The 13,515-nt window shown below is 67.9% G+C and carries 10 protein-coding genes and 1 pseudogene; 5 read left to right on the forward strand and 6 right to left on the reverse strand.

Annotation, left to right across the window (positions count from 1 at the left end; genetic code table 11):
• Positions 1 to 4 precede the first annotated feature (4 nt).
• Positions 5 to 2,035 carry a gamma-glutamyltransferase gene (gene ggt / locus AVHM3334_RS15575; RefSeq protein ID WP_284413735.1) on the reverse strand — a complete coding sequence of 677 codons (2,031 nt, stop codon included), beginning with the start codon at positions 2,033 to 2,035 and terminating at the stop codon, positions 5 to 7.
• Positions 2,036 to 2,323: 288 nt separating this feature from the next.
• On the opposite strand from ggt, the gene pncB reads away from it, so the two are divergent.
• From pncB to AVHM3334_RS15600, 5 genes are all read left to right on the forward strand, one after another.
• On the forward strand, positions 2,324 to 3,535 hold the full coding sequence (pncB, locus tag AVHM3334_RS15580; RefSeq protein WP_284413737.1) for a nicotinate phosphoribosyltransferase: 1,212 nt from the start codon (positions 2,324 to 2,326) through the stop codon (positions 3,533 to 3,535).
• A 98-nt stretch (positions 3,536 to 3,633) separates the two neighbouring features.
• On the forward strand, positions 3,634 to 5,043 hold the full coding sequence (locus AVHM3334_RS15585; protein ID WP_284413739.1) for a sodium:proton antiporter: 1,410 nt from the start codon (positions 3,634 to 3,636) through the stop codon (positions 5,041 to 5,043).
• 12 nt (positions 5,044 to 5,055) lie between these two features.
• Positions 5,056 to 6,042: a 2-hydroxyacid dehydrogenase gene (locus AVHM3334_RS15590; RefSeq protein ID WP_284413741.1), complete on the forward strand. Its 987-nt coding sequence runs from the start codon at positions 5,056 to 5,058 to the stop codon at positions 6,040 to 6,042.
• A 128-nt stretch (positions 6,043 to 6,170) separates the two neighbouring features.
• On the forward strand, positions 6,171 to 7,604 hold the full coding sequence (locus AVHM3334_RS15595; RefSeq protein WP_502869922.1) for a DNA recombination protein RmuC: 1,434 nt from the start codon (positions 6,171 to 6,173) through the stop codon (positions 7,602 to 7,604).
• Between the two features lies 1 nt (position 7,605).
• Complete coding sequence (locus AVHM3334_RS15600; RefSeq protein WP_284413743.1) at positions 7,606 to 8,793, forward strand: MFS transporter; 1,188 nt, start codon at positions 7,606 to 7,608, stop codon at positions 8,791 to 8,793.
• A gap of 37 nt (positions 8,794 to 8,830) precedes the next feature.
• Here AVHM3334_RS15600 and AVHM3334_RS15605 read toward each other — a convergent pair whose 3' ends face one another.
• The 5 genes and pseudogenes from AVHM3334_RS15605 to AVHM3334_RS15625 form a co-directional block, all read right to left on the reverse strand.
• Entirely contained in the window at positions 8,831 to 9,694 is an 864-nt protein-coding gene (locus AVHM3334_RS15605) for a hypothetical protein (protein ID WP_284413746.1), read from the reverse strand.
• Between the two features lie 133 nt (positions 9,695 to 9,827).
• Positions 9,828 to 10,691: an LOG family protein gene (locus tag AVHM3334_RS15610; protein WP_284413748.1), complete on the reverse strand. Its 864-nt coding sequence runs from the start codon at positions 10,689 to 10,691 to the stop codon at positions 9,828 to 9,830.
• A gap of 67 nt (positions 10,692 to 10,758) precedes the next feature.
• Complete coding sequence (gene crcB, locus AVHM3334_RS15615; protein ID WP_284413750.1) at positions 10,759 to 11,139, reverse strand: fluoride efflux transporter CrcB; 381 nt, start codon at positions 11,137 to 11,139, stop codon at positions 10,759 to 10,761.
• Between the two features lie 53 nt (positions 11,140 to 11,192).
• Positions 11,193 to 11,645 (reverse strand): annotated as a pseudogene (locus AVHM3334_RS15620) (TRAP transporter large permease subunit); the annotation flags it as partial.
• Positions 11,646 to 13,484 (reverse strand): M14 family metallopeptidase, encoded by a 1,839-nt coding sequence (locus tag AVHM3334_RS15625; RefSeq protein ID WP_284413752.1) that lies wholly within the window; start codon positions 13,482 to 13,484, stop codon positions 11,646 to 11,648.
• Between the last annotated feature and the right edge of the window lie 31 nt (positions 13,485 to 13,515).

The raw sequence follows: 13,515 nt of genomic DNA on the forward strand, positions 1-13,515 counted from the left end.
GGGATCAGGGCTTGTAGGTGTCGCCCAGGACCACGCCTTCACGGCGTGGATCGGCGCCGCCCTGCAGCACGCTTTCGCCATTGCGTTGCACGCGGATGATGGTGCTGGTGCCGCTCGACTGCGCCGAGGTGGATACGGTGTGGCCCAGTGCCCGCAGGCCGGTGATCAGCGGATCGTCGTTGCCGCCGTTGGCGCTGTTGATGGCCGGGTGCTCACCGCCCAGCGACGTCGTGGGGCTGTTGCTGGCGCCGAAGTCCACCAGCGAGGTGGCCTGCTGCGCATCCAGGCCCCAGTCGAGCGCGCCGACCACGGTCTTCACCACGTACTGGATGATGGTGCCGCCGCCTGGCGAGCCGGTGCCCATCAGGAAGTCGCCCATGCTGCCATCGGCCGCCTTCTTGAACACCAGCGTGGGTGCCATCGAGCTGCGCGGCCGCTTGCCGGCTTCGACCCGGTTCGCCACCACGGCGCCGGTGCTGTCGGTCGGCGTGGCCGAGAAGTCGGTCAACTGGTTGTTCAGCAGAAAGCCCTGCGTCATGTGGAACGAACCCATGCCGGCTTCCACCGTGGTGGTCATCACCACGGCGTTGCCCTGCTTGTCCACGATGGTGAAGTGCGTCGTGCCCTTCTCGTCGATCAGGCTCACGCCAGCGGGCTTGTTGCTCAGGTCGCCGGCCACTGCCGTGCCCATGCTCTTGGTCATGCTGATCAGGCCCGCGCGGTTGCGCAGGTAGGTCTTGTCCAGCATGGCGGCTGGCGAGCCGCCGGGCAGCGACACGAAGTCGGTGTCGGCGATGTACTTGTCGCGGTCGGCATAGGCCAGGCGCTCGGCCTCGCTCACCAGGTGCACGCCCATCACCGAAGGCTTGCCGCCTTCGATGTCGATGGCCGTGGGCTTGTAGTTCGCGAGGTTGAAGTTTTCCAGAATGCCGAGCGCCGAGGCCACGGCGATGCCGCCGGACGACGGTGGCGACATGCCGCACACCCAGTAGTCGCGGTAGGTGGTGCAGACCGGGTCGCGGCGCTTGGCGCGGTAGTTGGCCAGATCGCTCATCTCGGTCAGGCCGGGGGTGATCGCCACGGTGGGCGTGCCGCCGCTGGTGACCTTGATCTTGTTCACGATGCCTTGCGCCACCGGGCCGGTGTAGAACGCGTCGGCGCCGCCACCGGCGATGGTGTTCAGCGTGGTGGCGTAGGCGGGGTTCTTGATCAGCGTGCCCAGGCCCTTGGGGGTGCCGTCGGCATTGAAGAAATAGGCGACGGCTTCAGGGTCGCGCGACAGGCCGCCCGTGGCGCCGGCAATGGCGCTGGCCATGCGGCCGCTGATCTGAAAGCCGTCGGAGGCCAGCTTGGAGGCGGGCTGGAACAGCTCGCTCCACTTGAGCTTGCCGTGGTCCTGGTGGGCCATCTCCAGCATGCGCACCGCACCGGGCGTGCCGATGGACCGGCCGCTGGCGCGAGCCCCGCCGGGCTGGGGCAGGGTGCGGTCGCTGTCGCTCACCCAGCGCAGGTAGTTTTCCGTCGCCGCCGCGGGCGCGGTTTCGCGGCCATCGTAGGCCTGCACTTTCTTGGCCGCCGCATCGTAGTGCAGCATGAAGGCGCCGCCGCCCAGTCCCGAAGACTGTGGCTCGACCAGCCCGAGCACCATCTGCACCGCCACGGCCGCATCGACCGCGGAGCCGCCCTGGCGCAGCACTTCGCAGCCTGCGCGCGACGCCAGCGGGTTGGCCGTGCTCACCATGTACTGCTTGGCATAGACCGCAGTCTTGCCCACCTTGTAGCCGGAGGCCGGCTCGGGCGCTGCGGGATCGCCCGGCAGTCCGGAGCCGACCGTGACCGAGCCGCCGTCGCTCACCACGGCGCAGGCCGAATCCTGGCCCGGGCCCAGTGCGCTGCCACTGCCGCCACCACCGCCACCACCGCCACCACCGCCGCCGCAGCCTGCGAGGACCAGCAGGGCCGCCGTGAGGGTGGCGGTGTAGCGCCACACGGCGCGCGCGTTGGAAGGTGTGGTGGGCGGGCGGGAATGGCGCATTGAAATACCTTTGTTTTTGAAGAAGGATGTGCCGTCGTCTCTGCGGCGCATTGAGCATACGCGCTGCGAGGGCACTGGCTGGCCAGCCACATTCCGTCGTGCGACATGTGCGCGATGGAGTGAGGTGGATGCACCCCGCCCTGAGGTGCGGCGGCCCATGCGCAGCGCAAGAACCGGACCAGCGGCACGCTCTGCGATGGGGCGCCCTTGATGACACAATGTCGCCCGACGGTGCGCCGCTGCCGTCCACCGCAGATGCCCAGCCGGCCCGCCACGGCCGCTTTCACCATGATCATCACCAGCCTGCTCGACACCGACCTCTACAAGTTCACCATGATGCAGGTGGTGCTGCACCAGTTTCCCGGCGCCCAGGTGGAATACCGCTTTCGCTGCCGCAATCCCGGCGTGCAACTGGTGCCGTTCGTGAGCGAGATCCGTGAGGAAATCCGGTCGCTGTGCAGCCTGCACTTTCAGGATGCCGAGCTGGCCTACCTGCGGTCGATGCGCTTCATCAAAAGCGACTTCGTGGACTTCCTCGGGCTCTTCAAGCTCAACGAAAAATACATCACCGTCAGCCCGCTGCCATCGGGCGAGATCGACATCACGATCACCGGGCCCTGGCTGCACACCATCCTGTTCGAGGTGCCGGTACTGGCCATCGTGAACGAGGTGTACTTTCGCAATACGCAGAAGGTGCCCGACTTTCCCGAGGGCCGCCGCCGGCTCGACGCCAAGATCGCGCTGCTGCAGGCCGATGGCCTGGGCGACCTCAAGATCGCAGACTACGGCACCCGCCGGCGCTTCAGCCGCGCCTGGCACGAAGAGGTGCTGCGCGTGCTCTGCGCCCGCCTGGGCACGGGGGACCGGCGCGCTTCGGGCGCGCTCCCGGGGCCGGGGCAGTTCGCCGGCACCAGCAATGTGCTCTATGCCATGAAGCTGGGCGTGACGCCGCTGGGCACCATGGCGCACGAGTACCTGCAGGCCTGCCAGGCGCTGGGCCCGCGCCTTCGCGACAGCCAGATCTTCGGCTTCGAGATGTGGGCCAAGGAATACCGCGGCGACCTGGGCATCGCCCTGTCGGACGTGTACGGCATGAGCGCCTTCCTGCGCGACTTCGACATGTACTTTTGCAAGCTCTTCGACGGTGCGCGCCACGACAGCGGCGACCCGTTCGCGTGGGGCGAGCGCCTGCTCGACCACTACCGCCGCAACCGCGTCGATCCGCTGACCAAGACGCTGATCTTCAGCGACGCGCTCACGGTGCCGCGCACCATCGAGCTGTACCAGCAGTTCCGCGGGCGCTGCCAACTGGCGTTCGGGATCGGCACGAACCTCACCAACGACGTGGGTTGCGAGCCGCTGCAGGTGGTGATCAAGATGACGCGCTGCAACGGCCAGCCGGTGGCCAAGCTGTCGGACACCCCCGGCAAGGGCATGTGCGACGACGAGAAGTATCTGGCGTACCTGCGCCAGGTGTTCGAGATTCCTGCGCCGCAGTGAGGGCGACCGCCGGACTGAGGCGCGGGCGCGGGCCGCACCGCACGGGCTTGGATCGACCCGCCTTTCCACAACAACCTGCAACGGAGACTTTTGACGCCATGGCCATTTCCCGCTGGGTATTTCTGATCGCCGCCGGCCTGCTGCCCGGTCTCGCGCAGGCCGCAGAGATCGACGGGAGCACTTTGTCGGTGCTTTGGGGCGTGCCGTTCGCGGGCATCCTGCTGTCGATCGCGCTGGTGCCGCTGTTTGCGCCCGTGTTCTGGCACCACCATTTCGGCAAGGTCGCGGCCGCCTGGGCGCTGGCGTTTCTGGTGCCGTTCGCTGCGGTCTTCGGATTGGGGGCCGCAGGGGTCAGCCTGGTCCACGCGCTGCTGGCGGAATACATTCCTTTCGTCATCCTGCTGGCCGCGCTGTTCACCGTGGCGGGCGGCATCCATGTGCGCGGCAACCTGCACGGCAGTCCCGGCCTGAACACGGCCATCCTGGCGATCGGTGCGGTGCTGGCGAGCTTCATGGGCACGACCGGGGCGTCGATGCTGCTCATCCGCCCGCTGGTGCGCGCCAACGACAACCGCAAGCACGTGGCGCATGTCGTCGTGTTCTTCATCTTCATCGTCTCCAACGCGGGGGGATCGCTCACGCCGCTGGGCGACCCGCCGCTGTTCCTCGGCTTTCTGAAAGGCGTGGATTTCTTCTGGACGGTGGGCCATATCTACCAGGAAACGCTGTTCCTCATCGGCAGCCTGCTGGCCATCTTCTACGGGCTCGACCACTGGTACTACCACCGGCGCGAAGAACGGCTACCGGTCGATCCCACGCCCGATTCGCGATCGATCGGATTCGACGGCAAGGTCAACTTCGCATTGCTGGGCATCGTCGTCGCACTGGTGCTGCTCAGCGGTTTCTGGAAGTCGCCGGTGGCCTGGAGCATTGCGGGCACTCCCGTGGGCCTGCCGGGCCTGGTGCGCGACCTGGGGCTGCTCGCCGTGATCGCCGCGTCGCTCTCGCTCACGCCGCGCCAGGTGCATGCCGACAACCAGTTCAGCTGGGGCCCGATGCAGGAGGTGGCCAAGCTGTTCGCAGGCATCTTCCTGACCATCATTCCCGTGATCGCCATGCTCAAGGCAGGCACGCAAGGGCCGTTCGGCGCGGTGGTGAGCGCGGTGACACGGGCCGACGGCTCGCCCGATCCGGCCATGTATTTCTGGGCCACCGGCTTCTTGAGCGCGTTCCTGGACAACGCGCCGACCTATCTGGTGTTCTTCAACACCGCCGGCGGCGACCCTGCCGTTCTGATGACCACGCTCGCACCCACGCTGGCGGCCATTTCGGCCGGGGCCGTTTTCATGGGCGCCTGCACGTACATCGGCAACGCGCCGAACCTCATGGTCAAGGCCATCGCCGAAGAGCGCGGCGTGAAGATGCCCAGCTTCTTCGGCTACATGCTCTGGTCGGTCGGCATTCTGGTGCCGCTGTTCGTCGCCATCACCTTCATCTGGTTCGTTTGAGAGGTTTCGTTCATGTCCAAGCCCCGCATCCTCGTGGCACGCGCCATCTTTCCCGAAGTGGTCGAACGCCTCTCGCAGCACTTCGACGTGCAGGCCAACCCCGACGACGTGGTGTGGTCGCCCGCTGAACTGGCCGAGCGCCTGCAGGACAAGGACGGCGCACTGACCACCGGCAGCCAGCGCATCGATGCCGGCCTGCTGGCGCGTTGCCCGAACCTGCGCATCGTGGCCAACATGGCGGTGGGCTACAACAACTTCGACGTGGACGCTCTCACTGCCGCCGGCGTGCAGGGCACCAACACCCCCGACGTGCTGACGGAAACCACGGCCGACTTCGGCTTTGCGCTGCTCATGGCCACGGCGCGCCGCATGACCGAGAGCGAGCACTATCTGCGCGCCGGGCAGTGGACGAAGTGGAGCTACGACATGTTCGCCGGCGCCGAAGTGCACGGCAGCACGCTGGGCATTCTGGGCATGGGCCGCATCGGGCAGGGCATCGCACGGCGCGGTGCGCACGGGTTCGGCATGAAGGTGATCTATCACAACCGTTCGCGCCTGTCGCCCGCGCTGGAGAGCGAATGCGGCGCCCGCTATGTGGACAAGGACGAGTTGCTGCGCACGGCCGATCACCTCGTGCTGGTGCTGCCCTACACGGCCGCATCGCACCACGCCATCGGGGCTGCCGAACTGGCGCAGATGAAGCCGACCGCCACGCTCATCAACATCGCCCGCGGCGGCATCGTGGACGACGCGGCCCTGGCCGCCGCGCTGCGCGATCGGCGCATCGCCGCCGCCGGCCTGGACGTGTTCGAGGGCGAGCCCAGTGTCCACCCGGACCTGCTCACCGTGCCCAACGTGGTGCTGACCCCGCACATCGCGAGTGCCAGCGTGCCCACCCGGCTGGCCATGGCGAACCTGGCGGCGGACAACCTGATCGCCTTCTTCGACGGGCGGGGGCCGCTGACGCCGGTGAACACGCCGGACGAACGCCGGGCGTGACCGGCGCCGCGACGGCAGTGGCAGCGCGCTTTGAAGAAAGTTTCAAGCAGATATGGCCAGTGCCGCCGTCTTATATGCTTGTGGTGCTATGAATTGAATAGCAAAAAGAGGAGTGCAGGGTTTTGGAAATGCTGGTTGTCCTGGGTTTGCTGGTCATCGTCGTCTTGATGCTGGGGGCGCTGCTGCTGCGCAGCCCGCGCGCTGAACTGCCCCCCGAGTGGCTCATGCGCCTGCAGCGGCTGGAGGCCACGGCCCAGGCCACGCAGCTGGCCGTGGCCAAGAACGATGGCGCTTTGGAAGGCATGGCGCAGCAGTTGCGCGGCTTCACCCAGACCATGCAGGGCACGCTGGAAAGCGTGCGCCAGGCCGTGGACGAGCGGCTGGCGCAGGCGGTGCACGAATCCCGCAGCGGGCGCGCGGAACTGCTGGCGGCCTTTGCCGCCTTCGAGGGCAAGCTGGAGCAGCGCCTGGCGCTCGGCCAGACCGACACCGTCACCGCACGCCAGGAACTGGTGCAGGCGCTGGGCGCCTTCCGCGCCGAACTCACGCAGACCGGCGAGGCGCTGCGCGGGGTGCTGAACGAGCGCCTGTCCGCCATTCAGGCCGACAACGCCGCCAAGCTGGAGGAGATGCGCCGCACGGTGGACGAGAAGCTGCATGCCACGCTGGAGCAGCGCCTGGGCGAATCCTTCAAGCTGGTGAGCGACCGGCTGGAGCAGGTGCACAAGGGCCTGGGCGAGATGCAGACCCTGGCCGGTAGCGTGGGCGACCTCAAGCGCGTGATGACCAACGTGAAGACGCGCGGCACCTGGGGCGAAATGCAGCTGGGAGCCATCATCGAGAACGTGCTGACGGTGGACCAGTTCGCGCGCAACGTGAAGGTCGTGCCCGGCAGCGATGCCCTGGTGGAGTTCGCCATCCGCCTGCCCGGCCGGGGCGATGAGCAGCCGGTGTGGCTGCCCATCGACTCGAAATACCCCGTGGAGCAATACCAGCGCCTGCTGGACGCGCACGATGCGGCCGACAAGCTGGCGGTGCTCTCCGCCGGCAATGCGTTCGAGGCGTCCATCAAGCTGGAGGCTCGCAAGATCTTCGCCAAATACGTATCGCCGCCGCACACCACCGACTTCGCCGTGATGTACCTACCCACCGAAGGATTGTTCGCCGAGGTGATCCGCCGGCCCGGCCTCGTCGAGGCGCTGCAGAACGACTGCCGCGTCATGATCACCGGCCCGGCCAATCTGGCCGCCATGCTCAGCAGCCTGCAGATGGGCTTCAAGACGCTGGCGATCGAAAAGCGGTCGTCCGAGGTCTGGGGCCTGCTCGGCGCCGTGAAGACCGAGTTCGCCAAGTTCGGCGAAGTGGTCGAGGCCACCCGCAAATCCATCGACGCGGCCGCCAAGCGATTCGACGAGGTCGGCGTGCGAACGCGCGCCATCCAGCGCCGGCTGCGCGATGTACAGGCCTTGCCCGCTCCGGTCACCGCGCCGGGCGCCACCCCGCTGAAGGCCGCGGGCACGGCGGATGCCGGCCCCGCCCCGGACGAAGACGAGGCCGCATGACATGAACGCCGCGCTCGCCCGCCTGATCGCCGGACAGATCTGCATCCACGCCTGCATGGCCGGCATGCGGCTGGCCGCGCCGCTGCTGGCCCTGCGTGAAGGCTACAGCGCTGCGGCGGTCGGCATTCTGCTGGCGCTGTTTGCGCTCACCCAGGTGTTCCTGGCGCTTCCGGCCGGGCGCTACGCCGACCGCCATGGCCTCAAGCGCCCGGTGGGCTACGCCGTGGTGGTGGCCGTGGTGGGGGCCGCAGGCGCGCTGGTGTGGCCCGCGTTTCCCATGCTGTGCCTGGCCGCCCTCATGACGGGCGGCGCGACCGGCGCCGCCACCATCGCGCTGCAGCGCCATGTGGGCCGGGCCGCGCACGAATCCACGCAGCTGCGGCAGGTGTTCAGCTGGCTGGCCATCGGCCCGGCCGTGTCCAACTTCGTCGGGCCGTTTTGCGCCGGCATGCTCATCGACCACGCCGGTCCGGTTGCCGGCAGCACCGAAGGCTACCGCGCTGCCTTCGCGCTGATGGCGGTGCTTCCCATCGCCACCTGGTTCTGGGTGCGCGCCACGGTGGAACTGCCGCCCGTGATCGCCGCGGCCGGCGGCGTGCGCCCACGCGCCTGGGATCTGCTGGGCGAGCCCGGTTTTCGCCGCCTGCTCATCGTCAACTGGCTGCTGTCGTCATGCTGGGACGTGCACACCTTCGTGGTTCCGCTGCTGGGGCACGAGCGGGGGTTGTCGGCCTCGGTGATCGGCACCATCCTGGGCGCGTTCGCCATCGCAGCCGCGGTGATCCGCGTGCTCATGCCCCTGGTGGCCGCGCACCTGCGCGAAGCCGTGGTCGTGACCTGGGCGATGGTCATCACGGCGGTGCTGTTCGCGGTGTACCCGTTGCTGCCCAACGCCTGGGCACTGGGTGCGTGCTCGGTGCTGCTCGGGTTCGCGCTGGGCTCGGTGCAGCCGATGATCATGAGCATGCTGCACCAGATCACGCCGTCGCACCGGCATGGCGAAGCGCTCGGCCTGCGGCTCATGGCGATCAACGGGTCGAGCGTGGTGATGCCCGTGCTGTTCGGCTCGGCGGGGGCATTGATCGGGGTGGCCGGGCTCTTCTGGGTGGTGGGAGCGGTGGTGGGTGGCGGTGCCCGGATTGCCGTGCGCCTGGGCGTGGATGGTGCGCATTCCGTGGTGCCCCATTGACCATGCCTTTGATGGAATCCGAACGATTCCTCGCCGGTTAGCTGGTTCTGGCCCCCTGCGAGTTGGGGCGGTTTGAAAGCACAGGGGGATCGGCAGTCACCAGGGCGTGAAGGTTGCGGACCAATTGCGCCGAGTTTCCGTTCGATGCCAGCGCAGCGGCATGGACCGCCTCTGATGCGGCGCCTGCTCGCAGGTCTGTCAGGTGATCGATGACTTGCGGGGCGTGGGGGGCCACTTCCTGTGAGAGATCGTCTGGGTCATCGGGATCGGGCTCGCCGAAAACCATCACGTGATTGATGGCAGCAATCGCCAGTTCCTGGGAGATCTGGGGTACACGTCCTTCCGCTGCAGCGGTTTCCGCCACCGCCTGCAAGCCGTCTGCCACGGCGCGGAGGGCCCCCGGCAAGGCCCGAACGCCCTCCGCGACGGCTTGGACAGCCCCCGGCAGCACTGCCATGAAATTGCTTGCAGCCGTCAATCCCCATCCCGCGGAAGCGATCCCAATCCCTCTCAGGGTTTCCAATGGGTTGTCGAGCTGGTGGTTGACCACGGCGTAACTGGCGCCGCCCACCAGCATGCTGATCCCGGTGTTCCGGAGAGGTGCTGCCAGGAACGCAGCGCCTGCGGCCGTGCCGAGGCGCGCTCCGGCGCTTGCGATTCCCGTGCCGCCATCGACCACCGCTTGCGCTGTCTGCCGCAAGGTCTGCAGCCCGGCGCGGGCGCGGCCCGGTTGCGCAGCCTGCTGTGTGTCAGCCTGCGCACCCGCACGCTGCGGCAGGCCTTGCGGAGAAGGGTGCCTTGCGCTGGGGCGCCGATGCGCATTGGAGGGCTCAGCCTCCGTGTGCTGCGCTGGACCGGACGTGGCCTGGGCCGCGGGACTGGGAGTGTTGATGCGGGTCATGATGGATGGGGAGAAACGCAGACGTCCCCATTGTTCGGACTGCACCGCCAGGTCGCTGCTGGCATGCGATGCACCAGCCCGTTGTGCGAAACAACGGCGGTGCGCGCAATGTTTACGCGCCTTTCCGCCGCGATCAGAGCTTGTAGAACGCCTTGATGATGTTCCAGGCCTCTTGGGGGTCGTCCGTGTAATGGAACAGGTTCAGGTCGGCGGCCGAGATGGTGCCTTGCTCCACCAGCGCTTCGAAGTTGACGACCTTGTTCCAGAAATCGGTGCCGAACAGCACGATCGGCACGGGCTTGGCCTTGCCGGTCTGAACCAGCGTGAGCACTTCGAACAATTCGTCCAGCGTGCCGAAGCCGCCAGGGAAGGCGACGAGGGCCTTGGCGCGCATCATGAAGTGCATCTTGCGCAGCGCGAAGTAGTGGAACTTGTAGCTGAGCGACGGCGAGATGAACCGGTTGCCGCTTTGCTCGTGGGGCAGGGCGATGTTCAGGCCCACGTTGAGCGCGCCGACATCGTGCGCGCCGCGGTTGGCCGCCTCCATGATGCCGGGACCGCCGCCGGTGCACACGTAGATGCGGTCTGCGGGGGGCTGCTGCTCGCTGTGCTCTGCGACCACCCGCGCGAACTGCCGCGCCAGGTCGTAGTAGCGGGCGTTGCGCACGGCCAGCCTGGCGCGCGCGATGCGGCTTTCGTCGCCGCTCGCTTCGGCGTCCGTCAGTTGCGCCTCGGCTTCGTCGGGAGCGATGAAGCGGGCGCTGCCGTACACCACCACCGTGTTCTCGATGCCCTGGGCTGTTTGCCCGAGGTCGGGCTTGAGCATTTCGAGCTGAAAGCGGATGCCCCGCGTTTCGCGGCGCAGCAGGAATTCAGGGTCCGCGAAGGCCAGCCGGTAGGCGTCGGCGTGCAGGGGGTTGCCGTTCACGGCGTGGTTGTTCAGTTCGGCCCAGGCATTGGCCAGGCGGCTGTCGTTGAGTTCGGTATTGGAATCCATGGGTTCAGAGGGTGTGGGCAAAAGAAAGAAGAGGGCACCGGGGCCGGGCGGCCAGTTGCATGGTGGATCAGCGGGCCGCCCACCAGAGCGCAGTGCGCATGCCTGCGAAGGTCAGGGCGAAGGAGCCGCCGACATGCAGCAGCAGCGTGGCGAAGGCGATGCCGTAGCGCTGCTGCAAAAGCATGGTGACGACTTCCCCGGAGAAGCTGGAGAACGTGGTCAGGGTACCGAGAAACCCGGTGATGATGAGCAGCCGCCAGGCCGGGTCGATGTCCGGCCGCTGGGTGAACACCGCGATCGCGATGCCGATGAGGTAACCGCCGATCAGGTTCACGGCCAGCGTGCCCCAGGGCAGCAGGCTGCCGGGATTGAGCCAGGACGCGAAGCCCCAGCGCAAGAGGGCGCCCAGGCAGGCGGCCAGGCAGATGACGGCGACGTTGAGCAGCATTACCGCAAAGTATCGCAAAAACGCGGGGTGCCTTTCCCGGGCGCACACCGCACCGTGCCCAGCACCAGGTAAACGAGGGTCAGCACGCCGATCAGCGCGAAGGGCGACAGGTTCATCGCATTGACCCATTCGGCCAGCTCGCGCGGAATGCCGGTGAAGGCCATGGTCTTCGTCAGGAAGGCCGCGCCGGCCAGGATGAACATGATCATGCAGCTTGTGCGCGTGGTGCTCATCAGCCCTTCGGTGAAGTTCTTCCAGGTGAGCGACCGGCTCCACAGGGCCAGGCCGAGCGATCCGGCCACGCCATAGGCGGCGCATTTGGTGGCGGTGGCATAGCCGGCCACCAGCACCCACACGATGAAGATGATGAGCACCGCCACCGGAATCAGATTGCCGGACTGGCGGATCTTCTGCCGGAAGGTGGTGGGCGCGTCGGCCGGCGGCACCTTGTCGTGGTTGCGCAGGCTCCACCAGCCGATGTAGCCCGAAAACAGCAGCATCAGCAATCAGGCGCGCGCCGAAGCGATGTGCTGCCACGCCTGTACCGCCGCCAGCACCGCAGCCTGCTGCACGGTGTGCGCGAAACGGAACGCATCGCCGGACACGGTCTCGTCTGGAAACTCGGTGATCAGCGTGACCGGCGCGCCGCGCGGGTTTTCCGATTGCGTGCACGCGGTGCCATGGATCACCTCGAACGGCAGGGCGCCCGCATGGCGTTCGTACAGCGCCATCTGGCGGGCGTTGTACTCGGGCAGGCCCGGCACCGCGAGCAGTGCCGCACTCACGCGCTCCAGCAATTCGCGGCCCTCGCGTTGCCAGCCCGGGTGGTGCCGCAGGATCAAAAAGAACCCCTTGGGCACTGTCCACAGGCCGAAGCCGCGTGGCACGTAGCCGGACAGCGGCCGGGTCCATTCGTGCGCCGGATAGCCGTGCAGGTTGATGTGCAGCTGCGCGCCGGACATCGCCAGACCCCGCTCGCGCGCTTCGCGTTCGTACAGCGGCGCGGTTTCGCGGTATTCGATGTCGTCGCCCAGGGCGCTGTAGCGCGCGGCGTGGTGCATGTGGTGGGCATGGTGGGCGCCCAGCTCGCGGTGCAGTGCGAAGCCGTCGGGGTTTTCCAGCGCGATGAGGGCGAAATGCGCCCCGGGCCGCGCATGCAGGACCTCGGCCGCGCGCAGTGCGCCCACCACGCCCGAGGTTTCGTTGGCATGCTGGCCGCCGCTGATCAGCACGGGCGCATCGGTGCCGGGGCGGTACAGGCCCAGCACCGTGCGGCCCTGGCGGCTGGTCGCGGTGAAGCGCTGGCCCCCCATCGCCTCCATGGCCTGGGCGATGCGCGCTGGCGGCGGCGCCTGTCCCATGTCGGCCAGGGCCTGGCCTGCCGTCGTGTCGGTCCAGCCGCTGGCATCTTGCGCAGCCACGTCGAAGGCGCGCAGCACGATGCGCACGCGCGGGTCGACGCCGTGATGGCGAACGTCCGGCACGATCTGCCCGGGCTGCAGGCGACGGTCGCCGGCCGGGCGGCCGGAATGCTGCTGGAAGAACTCCAGCAGCGAAAAGTAAAGGTCCTCGTGCAGGGCCTCGTGCAGGCTCATGCACTCGTCCGGCAGGGGCAGCGGCTGCTCGAAGCCGGGCAGGTCCACAAGAATGTCCAGCCGTTCGAAATAGGGCTCCTGCGCCGGCCAGGGGTGCTGCTGCAGCGTGCGCATGGCCTGGGCGAAGAGGGCTTCGAAGTCGGTGGGTTCCGCGCCATCCCGGCTCAGGCCCGATGCCTCCACGCCGGCTGCACCCGACGCGCCGTGCCCATCGCCCACTCCGTTCGCGCCGCGCGCGGGAATCACGCGCAGCCAGCCCGTGGGCGACAGCAAAGGCTCGGGCGCCGTCGGGTCGGCGTGCATCCGGTTGGGTGAGAACACCCGGGCGGTGGTTTCGCGGCCATCGCGAAACCGCAGCGCCACGTCGTAATGCAGATCGTCCGCGCCGGGCTCGAACTGCACATCGCAGCCCGCGAGCATGTCCGCCAGCGGATAGGCTTCCAGCAGGAACCGGCCCGGCGACCCGGTGGCGTGCATGGGGTAGCGCACGGTGGCCGCTGCAAGTTGCGCGGCATCGACTTCTTCCAGGAAGTAATGCACCAGCGGCTTGTAGGCGCTGCGAAACCGCGCCGTCACGCCCACGGCCGCCAGGCGCTGCTCCGCGGCGCGGCGGGCCGGTGCCCCTTCGAACAACCACCCTTCGACCTGGGCCCCGCGCAATGCCGGCTGTCCGAGGCGGTCCACCCATTCGAACAAGGTGCGGGGAAAGGTCTGGTCCAGCAAGGACTGGGTGGGTGCGGAAGGCGTCATGCGATGGGTGCCTGCGGTGTGTCCTTGGGGA

It is taken from the genome of Acidovorax sp. SUPP3334 (assembly GCF_030159055.1).
In the GTDB taxonomy this organism is placed as follows: Bacteria; Pseudomonadota; Gammaproteobacteria; order Burkholderiales; family Burkholderiaceae_C; genus Paracidovorax.

Coding starts and splice junctions, on each gene's coding strand:
- AVHM3334_RS15600 (WP_284413743.1), top strand. CDS start 7,606: ATGAACGCCGCGCTCGCCCGCCTGATCGCCGGACAGATCTGCATCCAC.
- ggt (WP_284413735.1), bottom strand. CDS start 2,035: ATGCGCCATTCCCGCCCGCCCACCACACCTTCCAACGCGCGCGCCGTG.
- AVHM3334_RS15605 (WP_284413746.1), bottom strand. CDS start 9,694: ATGACCCGCATCAACACTCCCAGTCCCGCGGCCCAGGCCACGTCCGGT.
- AVHM3334_RS15595 (WP_502869922.1), top strand. CDS start 6,171: ATGCTGGTTGTCCTGGGTTTGCTGGTCATCGTCGTCTTGATGCTGGGG.
- crcB (WP_284413750.1), bottom strand. CDS start 11,139: ATGCTGCTCAACGTCGCCGTCATCTGCCTGGCCGCCTGCCTGGGCGCC.
- AVHM3334_RS15585 (WP_284413739.1), top strand. CDS start 3,634: ATGGCCATTTCCCGCTGGGTATTTCTGATCGCCGCCGGCCTGCTGCCC.
- AVHM3334_RS15610 (WP_284413748.1), bottom strand. CDS start 10,691: ATGGATTCCAATACCGAACTCAACGACAGCCGCCTGGCCAATGCCTGG.
- AVHM3334_RS15625 (WP_284413752.1), bottom strand. CDS start 13,484: ATGACGCCTTCCGCACCCACCCAGTCCTTGCTGGACCAGACCTTTCCC.
- pncB (WP_284413737.1), top strand. CDS start 2,324: ATGATCATCACCAGCCTGCTCGACACCGACCTCTACAAGTTCACCATG.
- AVHM3334_RS15590 (WP_284413741.1), top strand. CDS start 5,056: ATGTCCAAGCCCCGCATCCTCGTGGCACGCGCCATCTTTCCCGAAGTG.